Raw genomic sequence first — 18,812 nt, forward strand, 5'->3', positions numbered from 1 at the left:
GCGAGCGATAGCGAGTTTATTTACCCTTGACGGGATTAAATAAATAATCTTAGACTTGCAAATAAATTCAAGAAAGTTTAAATATATTGTTCGGTAAAAAACTGTCCAAAAAAGTGTTGACATGTCAATTTTACAGATTGAAATCTTCACAAGAATAATTGTTGGAATATATTCATCTTTCTATAATTTATTCTGCAAGAAATTTTATGTTTTATGAATTTGTATTGAATATAATTAAATGTTTTACAGATTTTGTCGATAATAAAGAAAGAGGACTAAAATAGTCTTAAAATAAAAAGAAATTTAAATTTATTGAAGGAAAAACTATATATTTGTAGAATAAGCATAGTCTAGGGAAAGTGTGTGGAAAATAAAATGGAATATTAATTCTATAAAAACTTGTAAAATATGAAGCACAGTCTTGCAATGTATGTAGGAGTGATGAAAATGTCCATTAATTTAAAGAAACTAAAAATGTTTCTAAAGGATCCAGACAAGAAGCCTTATTATAAAATATTTTTTGAAGCTTTAAGAGCTGGGATTAAAGAGAAAGAATTACCAAGGCATTATTTTAGTAAATTACTTTATAGGAAAGATGTTAATAATTATTTAGATTATGTTGGTTCATTTAGAGGAGTGAAAATCGTAAAAGATCTAAATAAAGATAATGATAATGCAGCAGATATTTTAACAAATAAATTATTGTTTGATTACTTTTTTAAGGATAAAGAAATTAGGATTCCTAAAATGCTGGGCTATAATATTAAAAATGTATTTTATAACAATAATCAAAAGATAGAGGTTAGGAATAAAGAAGAATTTATCCAGCTAATGAAAAGGTGGAACTCTGGTAATGATGTATTCTGCAAACCAATAAAGGGTATGCAAGGGCAGAATTGTTATAAGCTTAGGACTAATTCTGATAACTATATGATTGAAGATAAGAAATTCCATAATATAATAAATGGTTCTTATATTTATCAAGAAGTGATAAAACAGCATAGTAAAATAAATGAAATTTATGAAAGTGCAGTAAATCCATTACGAATAGTGACATATTTAGATGATGATAATAATATACATCATATATCTTCCTTTATGACTTTTGGTATAGGTAAAAAAAATGTATCAAATAATAGTTCAGGTGGAATATTTATACCTGTTGATTTAAATGAGGGAAAACTAATAGGAGAAGCTGTTCAATATCTTGAATATGGTGGGCTACAGTGTACTAATCATCCAAATAGTGGAGTTGAATTTGATGGGTTTAAGGTACCATTCTTCGAAGAATCTCTTAAAATAATTGAGAAAGCAGTTGAGTATCTGCCAATAAAACTTTCTGGATGGGATATTGCAATAACAGAAGATGGCCCTTGTATAATAGAGGGGAATTCCTTTCCGTCTATGGCTTCTATGGATATAGGTTATGGAGGATTAAAGAGCCACCCTATCTTAGGTGAAGTAATTGAAAAGTTTTGATTAACTATCTTTTGAGATATTACTTTCTTACAATATCATAATAAAAAGTAAAGATAGAAAATATGTGTTTTTTTGTCAAATATAAGTTGTGAGAAAGGTCAATATTTGTTATACTTATCATGTGTAAATAACAAGTCTATATGAAAAATAAATTGGAATTTTCAATATCTAAAGCATCTATTATACTTGAATACTTTACATATATGAATTTAATAATATATTTATTGTTAAGTAAGGTTTTATTGCTTTTTCTTACTGCTTTCTAGATATAAAGGAGTAAGACAAGCTGTAGAACCTATTTATATAAATAAAATAATATATAAGTAAGTTGTTGGGAGGTGTGTATTGGAATTAAACTTTAAATATTAAAGCAAAAAAAGTAAATATAAGTATCTCTTAAAAACCAATAATTTGTTAAGAAAGTGTGAAGCTTTAAAAGGAGAAAGAGATTATGAAAAAAAACCTATCATTAATTGTTTCGTTAATTACCATTATGCTTTTATTTTCTGTAGTGCCAGTAAATGCTTCAAGTAAAATAGCAGATACAGAAACTATAAGATTTGAAGTTAATAAACAGGAGCTATCAGAAGGCGATACTTTCATTTTACAAGCCAATATAGCTGATGATTCTTTAGACGTTGATAAACTTGTAGTTGAATACAGGTTGGAAAATTCAGATGATGTTAAAGAATTAGACTTAGCCTATAATCCTGATAAAGAATTGTGGGAATTAGAAATGGTGATTAATGAAGATTGGCAAGAAGGAGTATGGAAACTAAATGAAGTAAGCTACTTACTTGCAGAAGATGAAATTGTTCAAAAGCTAGAATGGCAGGAGTATTTTACTAATGGAGATTTTATTATAAATAAGAATACTGAGCCAAATATATCTGAAGAAGATACTCAAGATGTGGAACTAGAAGAACCAGATAATTCTATTGTGGAATCAGAGAATACAGAAAGAATAAGCTTAACAACATTAGCGGTAGATAACAGAATTCAAAGACTAAGTAATAGCTCATATCATGAAACTTATTATAATAAAACCTTTGAAGAAGTTTTAGATACTCAAATGTCTAAAGGTCCACAAACAGATCTATATGATGGTAGATGGAAGAATGCAAAAAGAGAAGATGTAGCATATTATCTAAACCCTGAAAATTTCTTACAATTTGGTTCAAGTATAGGCTTAAATCAAAATAATATAGTAGAAGTAACAGCTGATGTACTAAATGTTAGAGAGAAACCAACTACAAGTAGTACAAAATTAACCCAAGTAAAAAAAGGTAGCAAATATAAAGTATTAGATAAATCCAATGTTTGGTATAAGATAACGGCCAATGGTAAAACTGGTTGGGTACATGGTAGCTATGTAAAAGAAACAAGAGAAGAGCAGAGTACTAGTTCTAATATTAGTTCTGTTCAAGTAGTAGCTGATGTATTGAATATGAGGGAAAAACCAACTGAGGAAAGTTCTAAAGTTTCTAGTGTATACAAAGGTAGCATATATAGAGTATTAGCTGAATCCAATGGCTGGTATAAGATAAATGCTAATGGAAAGACTGGCTGGATTAGCAGTAGTCATGTTGTAGCAACTAGCAATATAAAACATGTTAATTCTGTTCAAGTAGTGGCAGATGGATTAAATTTAAGAGAGAAACCAACTGAAGAAAGTTCTAAAATATCTCAAGTAAATAATGGTGATGTATATATTGTATTAGATGAGTCTAGTGGTTGGTACAAAATAAACAGTAATGGTAAAATAGGATGGGTTTCTGGTGACTATGTTAAAGTAGTTAACAATGTTCCTCGTGAGATGTACCAATTTTTAATTTTGTCAGGTTCATCAGATATAAGTCTTGACGATTTAAATAATGCACTAAAAGGAAAAGGAATATTAGAAGGAAAAGGACAAGCTTTTATTGAAGCAGGAAAACAGCATAATGTAAATGAGCTATATCTACTATCTCATGCACTTTTAGAAACAGGACATGGAAAATCTAAGTTGGCTACAGGAGTATTAGTAGACAAAGTTGATGGAAAAGCAGTTGAACCAAAGACGGTTTATAATATGTTTGGAATTGGTGCATTTGATAGCGATCCTACAAGATTAGGTGCAGAAAGAGCATATAAAGAAGGATGGTTTACACCAGAAGCAGCTATTGTTGGCGGAGCGAAGTTTATATCTGAATCTTATATAAACAATCCTAAATACAAACAAGATACTTTATATAAGATGAGATGGAATCCCTTAGTTCCAGGAATACATCAGTATGCTACTGACATTGGTTGGGCACTTAAACAAACAAAAAACATAGATATTATGATGGAAATTTGTGCACAATCTAGTAGTGCTAATTTGAAATTTGATATACCTAAATATAGTAGTTATATTGAAGAAATAGATGACAAAGAAGAACAAGAAGAAGTAGTAAAAGAAAACCCACCAAAAATAGATAGACTAGAAGTAGTAGCCGACGTACTAAATGTGAGAGCAAAACCAACAACAAACAGTGCCAAACTAACCCAAGTAAAAAAAGGTAGCAAATATAAAGCCCTAGCTGAATCTAATGGTTGGTACAAGATAACAGCCAATGGGAAGACAGGTTGGGTATCTGGAGCACATGTAAAAGAAGTAAAAGCTATACAAGAAAACCCACCAAAGATAGACAAACTAGAAGTAGTAGCCGACGTACTAAATGTAAGAGCAAAACCAACAACAAACAGTGCCAAACTAACCCAAGTAAAAAAAGGTAGCAAATATAAAGCCTTAGCTGAATCTAACGGTTGGTACAAGATAACAGCCAATGGGAAAACAGGTTGGGTATCTGGAGCACATGTAAAAGAAGTAAAAGCTATACAAGAAAACCCACCAAAGATAGACAAACTAGAAGTAGTAGCCGACGTACTAAATGTAAGAGCAAAACCAACAACAAACAGTGCCAAACTAACCCAAGTAAAAAAAGGCAGCAAATATAAAGCCTTAGCCGAATCCAACGGTTGGTACAAGATAACAGCCAATGGGAAAACAGGTTGGGTATCTGGAGCACATGTAAAAGAAGTAAAAGCTATACAAGAAAACCCACCAAAGATAGACAAACTAGAAGTAGTAGCCGACGTACTAAATGTAAGAGCAAAACCAACAACAAACAGTGCCAAACTAACCCAAGTAAAAAAAGGCAGCAAATATAAAGCCTTAGCCGAATCCAACGGTTGGTACAAGATAACAGCCAATGGGAAAACAGGTTGGGTATCTGGAGCACATGTAAAAGAAGTAAAAGCTATACAAGAAAACCCACCAAAGATAGACAAACTAGAAGTAGTAGCCGACGTACTAAATGTAAGAGCAAAACCAACAACAAACAGTGCCAAACTAACCCAAGTAAAAAAAGGCAGCAAATATAAAGCCTTAGCCGAATCCAACGGTTGGTACAAGATAACAGCCAATGGGAAAACAGGTTGGGTATCTGGAGCACATGTAAAAGAAGTAAAAGCTATACAAGAAAACCCACCAAAGATAGATAAACTAGAAGTAGTAGCCGACGTACTAAATGTAAGAGCAAAACCAACAACAAACAGTGCCAAACTAACCCAAGTAAAAAAAGGTAGCAAATATAAAGCCTTAGCTGAATCTAATGGTTGGTACAAGATAACAGCCAATGGGAAAACAGGTTGGGTATCTGGAGCACATGTAAAAGAAGTAAAAGCTATACAAGAAAACCCACCAAAGATAGATAAACTAGAAGTAGTAGCCGACGTACTAAATGTAAGAGCAAAACCAACAACAAACAGTGCCAAACTAACCCAAGTAAAAAAAGGTAGCAAATATAAAGCCTTAGCTGAATCTAATGGTTGGTACAAGATAACAGCCAATGGGAAAACAGGTTGGGTATCTGGAGCACATGTAAAAGAAGTAAAAGCTATACAAGAAAACCCACCAAAGATAGATAAACTAGAAGTAGTAGCCGACGTACTAAATGTAAGAGCAAAACCAACAACAAACAGTGCCAAACTAACCCAAGTAAAAAAAGGTAGCAAATATAAAGCCTTAGCTGAATCTAATGGTTGGTACAAGATAACAGCCAATGGGAAAACAGGTTGGGTATCTGGAGCACATGTAAAAGAAGTAAAAGCTATACAAGAAAACCCACCAAAGACACCATCAAAAATATCTGTGTTTTTAGATGCAGGTCATGGTGGAAAAGATCCAGGAGCCGAAGGTAATGGTTTAAATGAAAAAGACATTGCTTTATCAATTGCTCTTAAAACAGGAGAAATATTGAAAAATCATAATATTGATGTTAAATATTCAAGAACTACAGATGTTTTTGTAGAGTTAGCTGATAGAGCTAGTATGGCGAATAATGCTAATTCAGATATATTTGTATCTTTCCATTGCAACTCCTTTACTGATAGCTCAGCAAAGGGAACTGAAACTTATCATTATCCGGGTAGTGCAGAAGGTGCTAAATTAGCTAAATCTATTCAAGATAGCATAATTAAAAATGGAGTCTATAATGGTGATAGAGGAGTTAAAGAAAATACTTATTTAGTATTAAAGCAAACAAAGATGCCAGCTGCACTAGTAGAAATGGCTTTTATAAGCAATAGCCAAGATGCAAATATTCTAAAAAACAGACAAAATGAAATGGCAAATGCAATAGCTATGGGAATTTTAGACTATTTAGAAATTCCTTATAATGAAACATCAGAAGGCTTATATAGGGTACAGACAGGAGCATTTAGCCAAAGAGAAAATGCACAGAACTTAGTAGATGAATTGAAAGCAAAAGGCTACGAAGCTATGATTGTAGAAAAAGGTGGAATTTATAAAGTTCAAGTAGGAGCATTTAGTCAAAGAGGAAATGCAGACAAATTAGCTGAACAATTAAAAGCTGATGGATTTGAAGCTATAGTAGTAAGATAAGCATTTAAATTCGTCTATATGCCTTGGAGAAAATTTAGAGAAGAAACCTTTAGTTAAAATAACTTAAGGTTTCTTCTATTATTTTTTATAAAAAACAATAGTAAGATTTCTCCTATTTTTCTATATAAGAAGTAGATAGAAAAATAGGAGGGATTTTTATGTCTGAATTATTCGATATACATCCATTAGTAGTGGATAAAGATATAGCAACTGCATTGGGCCTAAATGAAGCAATAGTACTTCAACAAGTACATTATTGGATAGAGATAAATAAAAAGCATAAAAGGAATTGTCATAAAGGTAGATATTGGACCTACAATACTATAGAAGAATGGCGAGAAGAATTTCCATTCTGGAGTACCTCGACAGTGAAAAGAACATTTAAAAGATTGAGAGATAGAAAAATAGTTATTGTGGATAACTTTAACACATACCAAATGGATAGAACCCTTTGGTATACAATTGACTATGAAGAATTAGAAAAAATAATGGAAAAGTCTCTAGATTCTAAAGAAGACCAAAATAATACAATGAAAGGGTCAAAAGAAATAGTGGAGGATAATCAAAATGACACAATGGAAGAGTCTAAAAAGAACCCAGCAATACCAGAGACTTCTACAGAGATTACTCCAGAGATTTCTAATCAGTCTATCAGTCAGTCTATAGAAAAAGATGAAAATATAAAAAGAGATATGAAAAAAGATACAAAAAAAGAAAGACAGATTGACAGACAGACTACACAGCAAAAGAAAATAAATCTAGATTATGAAACAATAATAAAAAGATGTGAGCTCTATGCCATAGATGAGAAGTATAGGGATGCAGTAGCCCATGCAATAAAGCTACTGTTATTTGATATTAAAAAATCTAAATGGATAAAGATTGGAGATAACTATATATCTGCAGAAACAGTGGAGAAGGATATAAACAAGCTAAATTTCTTCACTGTTGAACATGCAGTAAATAAATTTAAAGAAGCAAGTAAGTCTATGAGAATTCGGAATCCTATAGCCTATTTAAAGGTGTGTATATACAACTCAATAAATGAAATGGCAGTGGACATAGATTCTAAGTTGAGATATGAGGGATTGATAGATTGAGTGATTAAATTCCTTAGTAAACCAAAAATGGTATATATAATTGTCGAACGATATTGAATAGGGAGGAAAATTTTGTTATAATTTAAACATAGGACTACAGACCTATGGTATTGGGATCAATGAGTCCCGGGATATAAATACTACTATAGTTTTAAATTTTGGGTAAATAGATATAAAATAATGGGTAAAACCCCATACCATAAATAGTATGTGCAAAAAATAAAATCTATAATACTATTAATATTAGATTCTTAAATGTCTGCAGATAATGTTTCATAGACACAAGTATGCAAAAATAGGAAATTGTATTTTTAGGCTGATATAACTTGGCATATTACATTGAAAAATGGGGAAAATTTTGGTATAATTTTAATACAATACTTTGGACCTAATTAATTTAGGCCTTTAAATATATCTAGCAAATGTCAAATCATAGCAGTACAAAAATATATAACCAATACATATAAAATTCCCCACAAAATACAGTAGATTAACATTACATTATTTTCCAAACAAGATATATATTGGCTATAGAAATATAAAAGATGAAGTTTATTGAAGTTTCTAGTCAGAATTTTCAATAAATGAAATGAGATATTTAGAAATTAAAATGATATATAGATAGTACATATAGCAATTATAGTTAATTATTGATAATGTTTTAAAATTTAATGATTTATAGCAAATTAGATTGAAAGGAGCTTTAAAATATGAAAATACCATTTTCTCCTCCAGATATTTCAGAAGTTGAAATAAATGAGGTAATAAATACGTTAAGATCTGGTTGGATAACAACTGGACCTAAAACAAAATTATTTGAAAAGAAAATAGCAGAATACACTAATACTTCTAAAGCAGTATGTTTAAATTCAGCTACAGCAGCAATGGAAATGACTTTAAGACTTTTAGGTGTTGGCGAAGGAGATGAAGTAATTACTTCATCTTATACGTATACAGCATCTGCAAGTGTTATTCATCACGTTGGTGCAAAAATAGTTCTTGTAGATAATGCCAAAGACTCCTTTCAAATGGATTATGAAAAATTAGGACAGGCAATCACTGAAAAGACAAAAGCTATTATTCCTGTAGATGTTGCTGGAGTTATGTGCGATTATGATAAAATATTTGAAGTAGTAAATAGTAAAAAAGCTTTGTTTAATCCATCAAATGAAATACAAAAAGAAATAGGAAGAGTTGTTATTTTAGCTGATGGAGCCCATTCTTTTGGAGCTACATATAAAGGTAGGAAAAGCGGAGAAGTTGCAGATTTTACATGTTTCTCATTTCATGCAGTAAAAAATTTGACTACTGGTGAAGGAGGGGCAGTTACCTGGAAAGATATTCCTAATATTGATAATGAAGATATATATAATGAATTTATGCACATTTCACTTCATGGTCAATCAAAAGATGCACTTTCTAAAACAAGACTTGGAGATTGGGAATATGATATTTTATCTCCAGCTTATAAATGTAATATGACAGATATTATGGCATCTATAGGATTAGGACAATTGAAAAGATATCCTGAAATATTGAAAAGAAGAAAGGAAATTATAAAATTGTATGATAAATTGTTAAGTAGTAGCAATGTAGAAGTTTTGAAGCATTATGATAAAGATTTTTCATCAAGTGGGCATCTATATTTTGTAAGACTATTAGGAAAAGATGAATCTTATAGAAATAAAGTTATAAAGAAGATGGCAGAAAAAAATATAGCTACAAATGTTCATTATAAACCACTACCAATGCATACAGCATATAAGAAATTAGGATTTGATATTAAGGATTATCCAAATGCTTTTGATATGTATAGAAATGAGATTACATTGCCACTGCATACGTTGCTTACAGATGAGCAGGTGGAGTATGTAATTAAAGAGTTTAATAAGCTTATAAAAAAATAATTTTTAATGAAATGTTATTAAAGCAAGGGGTGGATCTTTTGTATATCAAAATATTCAAACGATTTTTTGATGTTGTTTTTTCAATAATACTTATGCCATTTTTTTTTATTTTATATATAGTAGTAGGAATAGCTATTAAGCTAGATGATGGTGGACCTATATTTTATTGTGGAGAGCGTCTCGGAAGATATGGGAAACTATTTAAAATGTATAAATTCCGTTCTATGAAAGTCAATGCTCCAGACATAAGAAATGAGGATGGCTCAACATTTAATTCAGATGATGATCCTAGATTAACAAAAATGGGGAAAATATTAAGAAAAACAAGCATAGATGAAATTCCACAGATATTAAATGTATTTAAGGGGGATATGAGTTTTATAGGACCTAGGCCTGATTTGCCAGGAGCTATGAGTAAGTATTCTGGTGACACAAGAAAAAAATTAAATGTAAGACCTGGAATAAGCGGATATAACCAAGCTTATTACAGAAATTCAGTAGAGACATCTGAAAAACTCAAAAATGATGTTTATTATGTAGATAATATATCTTTTATAATGGATTTGAAGATATTTTTTAAGACGATACAGAGTGTTTTGTTTAGAAAAAACATATATATAAATGAAGAATTTAAAAAACAGAAAATATAATAAAGGTGTTAAATATGAAGAAAAAAATTATGATTATTGGAGCTGGAAGATTACAATTACCAGCAATTATTAGAGCTAAAGAATTGGGACATGAAGTAATATCAGTAGATATGAATCCAAATGCTGTAGGTTTTAGATATGCTGATGTAAAATGCGTAGTTAGCACTAATGATATTGAAGGAGTGTTAAAGGAAGCAGAGAAATTAAAACCCGATGGAGTAATGACTTTAGCCACAGATATGCCTGTAAGGACTGTTGCTGCTGTTGCAGAAAAATTTAATTTGAATTCTATTGATAAAAAAACAGCTATTAAAGTTACAGATAAAAGTGAAATGAGGAAAGCTCTGAGGGGTAAAAACATTCCAATACCAAAATTTTTTATAGTTAATAACTATGAAGAATATAAAAGTGCAATAAAAAATTTTAGTGGGGTTTTTATTGTTAAACCAGCAGATAGCTCTGGAAGTAGAGGTGTTTTTTTAGTAAGAGAACAAAGACAGGCAACTGAAGCATATAATTATAGTTTTAAATTCTCTCAAAGCGGAAAAGTTTTAGTAGAAGAATATATGATTGGACCCGAAGTTAGTGTTGAAACATTTTCTATTAATGGTATTGTAAATGTTATTGCTATTACAGATAAAAAAATTACAGGTGAACCTTACTTTGTAGAATTAGGACATAGCATACCATCTTCATTAGATACAGGAATAATATTAGAAATAAATAAAGTTGCAAAATCAGCCGTTGGCTCAATAGGTATAAAAAATGGACCATCACACACAGAAATGATAGTTACAGAAGAAGGGCCTAAAATTGTTGAAATAGGAGCAAGATTAGGTGGAGATAACATAACAACACATTTAGTGCCATTATCCACTGGAATTAATATGATAGATTTAAATATAAAATATGCTTTAAATGAAAAGATTAATATTAAAAGAACACTAAATAAAGCGTCTGCAATACGATACATATCAACCGACATAGGAAAAATAAAGCAAATTAGGGGCATAGAAGAAGTAAAAAATATTAAGGGAATAAAAGTTGTTGAGATGGATAAGAAAATTGGAGATTATATTGGTGAAATAAAAAGCAGTACTGATAGAGTTGGTTATGTGATTTCACAAACTGATAGTGTATTAGAAGCAAATAAAATATGTGAAGAGGCATGTAATAAAATAGAAATAATAACTACATAGTGTAAAAGGGTGAGACAATGAAAAAAGTATTAATTTTAGGTGGAAAAGGAAATGGAACAATAATAGCTAATGCAATAATTGATGCGAATAGAAGAGGGTTCAATGAATTTGAATTTGCTGGATATTTAAATGATGGAGTAAAAAAAGGAAGTTATATTGAGGAATATCCGGTAATAGATACGGTAAGAAATGCTAGCGAATATTTTGATGATTATTATTTTATTAATGCTATACTAAGGATTGATGGTAATAGGAAAAGAATAAATATGGTTAAAGGATTAAATATTCCAGATGATAAACTAGTGACTTTTGTTCATCCTACAGCATATGTTGCACCTAATGTTAAATTATCTCCAGGGGTTGTAATAATGCCTAATGTTTCTATATCATCTAATACTATAATAGGGAAAAATTCACTTGTCATGGTAGGTGCAACAATAGGACATGATAATAAAATAGGAGAATACTGTCATATTGCTGCACAATCTTGTGTTGGTTCATATTTAAAAATTGGCAATGGGGTCCATATTGGACTTAATGCGACAGTAAGGGAACATCTTGCCATTGGAGATAATGCTACAGTTGGAATGGGAACAGTTTTAATTAAAAATGTAGGAGAAAATGAAATATGGGTTGGAAATCCGTGTAGATTTTTAAGATATGCTAAAGAAGAATAGTGAACGATATGTTTGACAAAAGTATATCAATATAAATTAGTTGGATTTTCCATGCTTTGGTTAGTTTTGTTGACTGATAATATATTATTTCAAAATCCAGATGATATGAACATGATTAAAAAGAAGGGAATGCCATGAAAAGAAAGTTATGAATTTATAAATAGTCTAGTAATTAATTTAGAAGAATATAAATTAGATTATTTAGAAACATGACTAACTTTTTAATAATGAGTAGATTAAGAGGTGTATAAATGAAAATACTTAAACTCTCTCCATATTATGAACCGGAACAAATAGCAAGTTCGCATTTTACAAGAGACTTAGAAGAAGCATATATAAATGCTGGTTTTGAAATTGAAATATATACTCCAACACCAACTAGAGGAGTATCAAAAGCAATTCGTGAGAAATATAAAAAAATAAAATATGAAGAGAAGTATGACGGTAAAATTAAAGTTCATCGTTTTGCAATGTTTGCTGAAGGAAAAAATCCTATTTTACGGGCTATTCGGTATATTTTGTGCAATATTGCACAATACTTCAAGGGTATACGTTCAAAAAATATAGATATCATTATAACAGGTAGTACACCACCTACGCAAGGAATGCTTGTAGCATTGATAAAAAGGAAACTTAATGTACCAGTTATTTATAATCTTCAAGATATTTTTCCTGATTCTCTTGTAAATACAGGATTAACTAAAAAAGGTTCTTTTTTGTGGAAGATTGGACATGTTATAGAAAAATATACTTATGAGAATGCAGATAAAATAGTGGTAATATCAGAAGATTTTAAAAAGAATATTATGGATAAGGGTGTTCCAGAAGAAAAAATCGAAGTAATATATAATTGGGTTGATGAAAATGAAGTTGTACCTATAAATAAAAATGATAACATACTTTTTGAAAAATGTAATTTGAATAGGGAACAATTTTATGTAGTTTATGCAGGCAATCTTGGCTATGCACAAAATATTGGGGTTATCTTGAAAGCAGCAGAAAGGCTAATTGAGTATAGTGATATAAAATTTGTTATATTTGGTGGAGGTCAGTTAGAGGATTATTATAAAGATATGGCAAGAAATATGAAATTAGAGAATGTTGTTTTTTTTCCGTTACAACCATACTCTTTGGTATCAAATGTTTACAGTCTTGGAGATGTATCTATTGTATCTTGTAAGGAAGGGTTTGGAAAAAGTGCAATGCCTAGTAAAACATGGAGTATAATGTCGGCAGCTACAGCTGTTGTTGCAAACTTTGATGTTGACACAGATTTACATAGAATTATTGAAAATAATAAAGTGGGCTTATTTACAAAAGCTGGGGATTATGAAGGATTGAAAAATGCTATATTAGAGTTATATCGAGATAGGGAATTGTGTACTATAATGGGTAGGAATGGGAGAGAATTTATATTAAATAATTTAACTAGAGGCGTGGGTACACAAAGATATCTTAATGTTATTAAAGAACTGGAGGAGTAATATATGTTCAAGGATAAAATTCTAATGATCACAGGTGGTACAGGTTCCTTTGGAAATGCGGTACTAAAGAAATTCTTAAATACTGATATAAAAGAGATTCGTATATTTTCTCGTGATGAGAAAAAGCAGGATGATATGAGAAAACTATATAAAAATGATAAGATTAAATTTTACATAGGTGATGTTAGAGATATAGCTAGTGTTAAAAATGCTATTCATGGTGTAGATTATATTTTTCATGCAGCAGCATTGAAACAAGTTCCATCATGTGAATTCTTCCCAATTGAAGCTGTAAAGACCAATATATTAGGTACTGATAATGTACTTACAGCTGCTATAGAATGTGGAGTTAAGAAGGTTATTTGTCTTTCTACAGATAAAGCAGCTTATCCTATAAACGCAATGGGGATTTCAAAGGCTATGATGGAAAAGGTATTTGTTGCTAAATCAAAAACTGTATCACCAGATAGGACTGTTATATGTGGTACCAGATATGGGAATGTAATGGCATCTCGCGGTTCAGTTATTCCATTATTTATTGAGCAGATAAAAAGTGGACAGCCTCTGACTGTTACTAATCCAGGTATGACAAGATTTTTAATGAGCCTTGAAGAAGCAGTAGAACTTGTAGTATTTGCATTTAAAAATGCTGAATCAGGAGATATTATGGTTCAAAAATCCCCTGCATCTACTATAGGTGATCTAGCCCAAGCAATTAAAGAATTATTTAATGCAGACAATGAAATAAAAATAATAGGTACTCGCCATGGGGAAAAATTATATGAAACCCTTCTTACAAAAGAAGAATATTTAGTAGCACAAGATATGGGTGGATTTTTCAGAGTACCAGCTGATAAGAGAGATCTTAATTATGATAAATATTTTGTTGAAGGTAAGAAAGAACTGGCAACACAAGAGGAATACAATTCTCACAATACTGAGATTCTTAATGTTGAGCAGATAAAAGAAAAGCTACTTCAGCTTGATTATATTAAAAAAGAATTACATTATTTTAATTTAGATGAAGCAGTTGCTACTAGAGAGTTGGATATATAAAAGTTATGAAAGGCAGGTATATACAATGAAAATATTGGTAACTGGAGCAAGAGGTTTTGTAGGAAAAAATCTTATAGCTGAATTGAAGAATAGAGGATATGAAGATATTTTTGAGTACAATAGAGATACAGATAGATCACTTTTAGATAAATATGCTCAGGAATGTGAATTTGTATTTCATCTTGCAGGAGTAAACCGTCCTAAAGATGAAATAGAATTTATGGAAGGAAATTTTGGATTTACTTCTGAGTTATTAGAAGCACTAAAAAAGCACAATAATAAAGCACCTGTTTTAATGACATCTTCTATACAGGCAACAAAAGATAATCTTTATGGTAAAAGTAAAAAAGCAGGTGAAGATCTACTATTTAATTATAGTGAAGATACAGGGGCTAATGTATATGTATATAGATTACCAAATTTATTTGGTAAGTGGTGCAGACCTAACTATAATTCTGTTATAGCTACATTTTGCCATAATGTTGCAAGGGATTTAGACATTCAAATAAATAATCCTGAAGCTAAACTTACTTTAGCATATATAGATGATGTAGTTCATGAATTGATCAATGCATTAGAAGGCAATGCTACATTAGAGGGAAAATATTGTACTGTACCTATAAAACATGAGGTGAAGTTAGGTAAAATTGCTGAATTGCTTCAAAGTTTTAAAGAAAGTAGGAAGGAATTAAGCATTCCAGATATGAATGATCCATTTACTAAGAAACTTTATAGTACATATTTAAGTTATTTACCGAAAGACAAATTTTCTTATCCATTAAAAATGAATGTAGATAATAGAGGTTCATTTACAGAATTTATAAGAACCCCTGAAAGAGGACAAGTTTCAGTAAATATATCAAAACCAGGAATTACAAAAGGAAATCACTGGCATCATACTAAGAATGAAAAATTTCTTGTAGTTAGTGGTGAAGGATTGATTAGGTTTAGGAATATAAACTCAGATGAGATAATTGAATATAGAGTTAGTGGAGAAAAATTAGAAGTAGTAGATATACCAACAGGATATACTCACTCAATAGTTAATGTAGGAGATACAGATATGGTAACTATAATGTGGGTAAATGAATGTTTTGATCCGGAAAATCCTGATACATATTATTTGGAGGTTTAATACAATGGAAAAAATGAAGGTAATGACTATAGTAGGTACAAGACCTGAGATAATAAGACTATCAGAAGTAATAAAAGCTTGCGATAAGTATTTTAACCATATATTAGTCCATACAGGACAGAATTGGGACTATACATTAAATCAAGTTTTTTTTGATGAACTAGAATTGAGAGAACCAGATCATTATTTAGATGCGGCTGGAGACAATCTTGGAGAAACTATGGGAAATATAATAGCTAAGTCTTATGAGATACTAAAGAAAGAAGATCCAGATGCACTTTTAATTTTAGGGGATACAAACTCAGCCCTTTCTGCTATTCCAGCAAAGAGGCTTAAAATACCTATATTCCATATGGAAGCAGGAAATAGATGTTTTGATCAAAATGTACCAGAAGAAATAAATAGAAAGATAGTAGATCATATATCAGACATCAACCTTCCATATACAGAACATAGTAGAAGATATCTATTATCAGAAGGTATAAGAAAAGAGCATATATTTGTAACTGGTTCACCTATGACAGAGGTACTAAATAAAAATATAGATAAAATAGAGAACAGCAAGGTATTAGAAGAATTAGATCTTGAAAAGGGAAAATATATATTAGTTTCAGCTCATAGGGAAGAAAATATAGACAATGAGAAGAATTTCTTTTCATTAATGAATGCTTTAAATAATATAGCTGAAACATATCAATTACCAATTATATATTCTACTCATCCAAGAAGTTGGAAGAAGATAGAGGAGAGAGGATTTAAGTTTCATCCATTTATAAGACAATTAAAACCTTTTGGTTTCTTTGACTATAACAAGTTACAATTAAATTCTTTCTGCGTACTATCAGACAGTGGCACATTATCTGAAGAATCGGCAATATTAGGATTTCCAGGAGTACTTATAAGAACATCTACAGAAAGACCAGAAGTATTAGATAAAGGCACAGTTGTAATAGGTGGAATTACAGAAAAAGATATAGTACAAGCAGTAGAACTGAGTAGAGAAATGTGGGAAAACAAAGAAGAAACAGTTATAGCAAATGACTATGTAGATGAAAATGTATCGGTGAAAGTAGTGAAGATAATACAGAGTTATGGAAAGATAGTAGATAAAGTGGTTTGGGGGAAATAGCACTATTATAAGGAGGAAGTGATGGGAAGAATAATTAAACAATTAAAGTGTATGTTTCAAAGCATATTTATTTTTAAAAAGAAAAAAATTAGAATATCTCCTTTAGCTTATTATGATGATGTATGCGTTTTTAAAGAGAATATATATATTGATAGATTTTGTAATTTACATAATGTAAAAATGGATGAATATTCGTATGTTGGTTATAGAACATCTATTGGATGTTGTACGATAGGTAAATATTGTTCTATTGGTGCAGATGTAAAAATTGGATTAGGGAAACACCCAACAAACTATATTTCAACTTCACCAATATTTTATACAGAGAACAATTGCCTTGGAGTTAAATTAGTTCAAGGAACATATTTTAAACAAAATGAAGAAGTAATAATAGGAAATGATGTCTGGATTGGTTCAAATGCAATTATTATGGGAGGAGTAAAGATTGGTCATGGGGCAATTATAGGCTCAGGTGCGGTGGTGACTAGAGATGTAGAACCATATGCTATTGTTGGGGGAGTGCCAGCTAGAATTATAAGATATAGGTTTACTAAAGAAAAAATAGAAGATTTATTAAACATAAAATGGTGGGATTGGGATAGGGAAAAAATAATCGAGAATATTGATAACTTTAGAGCTATAGAGAGGATTATAAAATGAAAATAATACATTTATGTTTATCAAGTTTTTATATAGAAGATTTTGGCTATCAAGAAAATCTTATTCCCAAGTACAACAAAAAAGATGGTCATGATGTTACAATTATAGCTTCAAGATTTACATTTAATCAGGATAATGGAAGTCCTGATTTAGCTCCAATAGGAGAGTATATTAATTCTGATGCTATAAAGGTAATTAGGATAGATTATAAATATAAGTGGTTAGGAAAAATAAATGATAAGCTAAAAATCTATAAAGATACTTATAAATTATTAGAACAAGAAAAACCTGATTTGATTTTTATGCATGGAATTCAATTTCTTGACATGAAAATAGTAGTTAAATATGTAAAAAGAAACCCAAACTGTAAGCTCGTAGCAGATAATCATGCTTCATATGATAACAGTGGAAAAGATATAATATCTAGGGAAATATTACATAAAATTTTTTATAAGATAGTAATTCAAAAGTCTCTTCCATATATTCAAAAAATTTTCATGTTAGCTCCTGGCTGCAAATATTTTGCTAAAGATATGTACAATATTCCCGAAGAGAAAATGGAATATTTATACTTAGGAGCTGATACTGAAAATATTAATTTTGATAAAAAAGAAGATATAAAAACTAGGATAAGAAGTGAATTGAATATTAAATTGAATGATTTTGTTTTAGTGACTGGGGGAAAATTAAGTAAAGGTAAAAACACTAAAATACTTTTAAATGCTTTGAAAAGAATTGATTCAGAGAATATAAAACTTATTATATTTGGGGTTTTTTCCGATGATATAAAAGATGAATTAATGAGGAAAATCTCTCAAGACGATAGAGTGAAGTATATTGGTTGGTTAAATGGGGGAGATGTGTATGATTATTATCTAGCATCCGATGTTGCAATTTTTCCAGGAACAAAATCTGCTTTATGGGAGCAAGCTATTTGTAGTGGATTGCCTTTAATATGTAAAAGATGGTGCGGGATGGAATATGTTGATGTAGGAGGTAATTGTATATTTATTGATGGTGATGATGAGGATAAAATTGTTGAAAATATAGAATTATTAATGAATGATAATGATTTATATGAAAAAATGGCAAACATAGCTAGGACAAAAGGTTATGATATGTTTTCATATGAAAAAATATCTAAGCAAGCAATTGATATTTAGGAGGCATGTATATGAATATACCACTTATTGATTTAAGAAGACAGTATAGCTCTATAGAAGAACAAGCAAACAAAAAAGTTTATGAAGTACTTACTTCTGCCCAATATATTATGGGTGAGAATGTGAAAGAATTTGAGAAAGAATTTAGTGAATATATAGGGGTTAAGCATAGCATATCTGTAGGAAATGGAACGGATGCATTAGTTATAGCCTTAGAAGCTCTTGGAATAGGTGAAGGAGATGAAG

14 protein-coding genes are annotated in these 18,812 nt (G+C 30.4%); all 14 read left to right on the top strand.

The window, feature by feature from the left end; translation table 11 throughout:
* Positions 1-447 precede the first annotated feature (447 nt).
* Entirely contained in the window at positions 448-1,479 is a 1,032-nt protein-coding gene (locus FYJ27_RS11990; RefSeq protein WP_195839134.1) for a sugar-transfer associated ATP-grasp domain-containing protein, read from the top strand.
* Positions 1,480-1,930: 451 nt separating this feature from the next.
* A complete protein-coding gene (locus tag FYJ27_RS13060) occupies positions 1,931-6,406 on the top strand; it encodes an SH3 domain-containing protein (RefSeq protein WP_326831093.1) in 4,476 nt (1,491 codons plus the stop codon).
* A 158-nt stretch (positions 6,407-6,564) separates the two neighbouring features.
* Entirely contained in the window at positions 6,565-7,506 is a 942-nt protein-coding gene (locus FYJ27_RS12055) for a hypothetical protein (RefSeq protein WP_154485064.1), read from the top strand.
* 710 nt (positions 7,507-8,216) lie between these two features.
* Positions 8,217-9,413, top strand: coding sequence for a DegT/DnrJ/EryC1/StrS family aminotransferase (locus FYJ27_RS12060; RefSeq protein WP_154485065.1), 1,197 nt, complete (start codon positions 8,217-8,219; stop codon positions 9,411-9,413).
* A gap of 29 nt (positions 9,414-9,442) precedes the next feature.
* Entirely contained in the window at positions 9,443-10,063 is a 621-nt protein-coding gene (locus tag FYJ27_RS12065) for a sugar transferase (RefSeq protein WP_326831094.1), read from the top strand.
* Positions 10,064-10,077: 14 nt separating this feature from the next.
* Positions 10,078-11,262, top strand: coding sequence for an ATP-grasp domain-containing protein (locus FYJ27_RS12070; protein WP_154485067.1), 1,185 nt, complete (start codon positions 10,078-10,080; stop codon positions 11,260-11,262).
* 17 nt (positions 11,263-11,279) lie between these two features.
* Positions 11,280-11,939 (top strand): acetyltransferase, encoded by a 660-nt coding sequence (locus FYJ27_RS12075; protein WP_154485068.1) that lies wholly within the window; start codon positions 11,280-11,282, stop codon positions 11,937-11,939.
* 251 nt (positions 11,940-12,190) lie between these two features.
* Complete coding sequence (locus FYJ27_RS12080; RefSeq protein WP_154485069.1) at positions 12,191-13,423, top strand: glycosyltransferase family 4 protein; 1,233 nt, start codon at positions 12,191-12,193, stop codon at positions 13,421-13,423.
* A 3-nt stretch (positions 13,424-13,426) separates the two neighbouring features.
* Positions 13,427-14,479: a polysaccharide biosynthesis protein gene (locus FYJ27_RS12085; RefSeq protein WP_154485070.1), complete on the top strand. Its 1,053-nt coding sequence runs from the start codon at positions 13,427-13,429 to the stop codon at positions 14,477-14,479.
* A gap of 25 nt (positions 14,480-14,504) precedes the next feature.
* Entirely contained in the window at positions 14,505-15,614 is a 1,110-nt protein-coding gene (locus tag FYJ27_RS12090; protein ID WP_154485071.1) for a capsular polysaccharide biosynthesis protein CapF, read from the top strand.
* 4 nt (positions 15,615-15,618) lie between these two features.
* Positions 15,619-16,743, top strand: coding sequence for a non-hydrolyzing UDP-N-acetylglucosamine 2-epimerase (gene wecB / locus FYJ27_RS12095; RefSeq protein WP_154485072.1), 1,125 nt, complete (start codon positions 15,619-15,621; stop codon positions 16,741-16,743).
* A 21-nt stretch (positions 16,744-16,764) separates the two neighbouring features.
* On the top strand, positions 16,765-17,403 hold the full coding sequence (locus FYJ27_RS13065) for a CatB-related O-acetyltransferase (protein WP_154485073.1): 639 nt from the start codon (positions 16,765-16,767) through the stop codon (positions 17,401-17,403).
* A complete protein-coding gene (locus FYJ27_RS12105) occupies positions 17,400-18,566 on the top strand; it encodes a glycosyltransferase family 4 protein (protein WP_154485074.1) in 1,167 nt (388 codons plus the stop codon). The genes FYJ27_RS13065 and FYJ27_RS12105 overlap by 4 nt, the downstream gene beginning before the upstream one ends.
* Positions 18,567-18,577: 11 nt before the next feature.
* Positions 18,578-18,812 (top strand): DegT/DnrJ/EryC1/StrS family aminotransferase (locus FYJ27_RS12110; RefSeq protein WP_195839135.1); only part of this gene is annotated, 235 nt, incomplete at its 3' end.

The organism is Anaerosalibacter bizertensis, assembly GCF_009696605.1.
Classification (GTDB): Bacteria; Bacillota; Clostridia; order Tissierellales; family Sporanaerobacteraceae; genus Anaerosalibacter; species Anaerosalibacter bizertensis.

Bases quoted from the DNA above. Each gene is read 5' to 3' on its own strand.
- FYJ27_RS12080 (WP_154485069.1), top strand. From the start codon at position 12,191: ATGAAAATACTTAAACTCTCTCCATATTATGAACCGGAACAAATAGCA.
- FYJ27_RS12075 (WP_154485068.1), top strand. From the start codon at position 11,280: ATGAAAAAAGTATTAATTTTAGGTGGAAAAGGAAATGGAACAATAATA.
- FYJ27_RS12105 (WP_154485074.1), top strand. From the start codon at position 17,400: ATGAAAATAATACATTTATGTTTATCAAGTTTTTATATAGAAGATTTT.
- FYJ27_RS12070 (WP_154485067.1), top strand. From the start codon at position 10,078: ATGAAGAAAAAAATTATGATTATTGGAGCTGGAAGATTACAATTACCA.
- FYJ27_RS11990 (WP_195839134.1), top strand. From the start codon at position 448: ATGTCCATTAATTTAAAGAAACTAAAAATGTTTCTAAAGGATCCAGAC.
- FYJ27_RS13060 (WP_326831093.1), top strand. From the start codon at position 1,931: ATGAAAAAAAACCTATCATTAATTGTTTCGTTAATTACCATTATGCTT.
- FYJ27_RS12085 (WP_154485070.1), top strand. From the start codon at position 13,427: ATGTTCAAGGATAAAATTCTAATGATCACAGGTGGTACAGGTTCCTTT.
- FYJ27_RS12060 (WP_154485065.1), top strand. From the start codon at position 8,217: ATGAAAATACCATTTTCTCCTCCAGATATTTCAGAAGTTGAAATAAAT.
- FYJ27_RS12055 (WP_154485064.1), top strand. From the start codon at position 6,565: ATGTCTGAATTATTCGATATACATCCATTAGTAGTGGATAAAGATATA.
- FYJ27_RS13065 (WP_154485073.1), top strand. From the start codon at position 16,765: ATGGGAAGAATAATTAAACAATTAAAGTGTATGTTTCAAAGCATATTT.
- FYJ27_RS12090 (WP_154485071.1), top strand. From the start codon at position 14,505: ATGAAAATATTGGTAACTGGAGCAAGAGGTTTTGTAGGAAAAAATCTT.
- wecB (WP_154485072.1), top strand. From the start codon at position 15,619: ATGGAAAAAATGAAGGTAATGACTATAGTAGGTACAAGACCTGAGATA.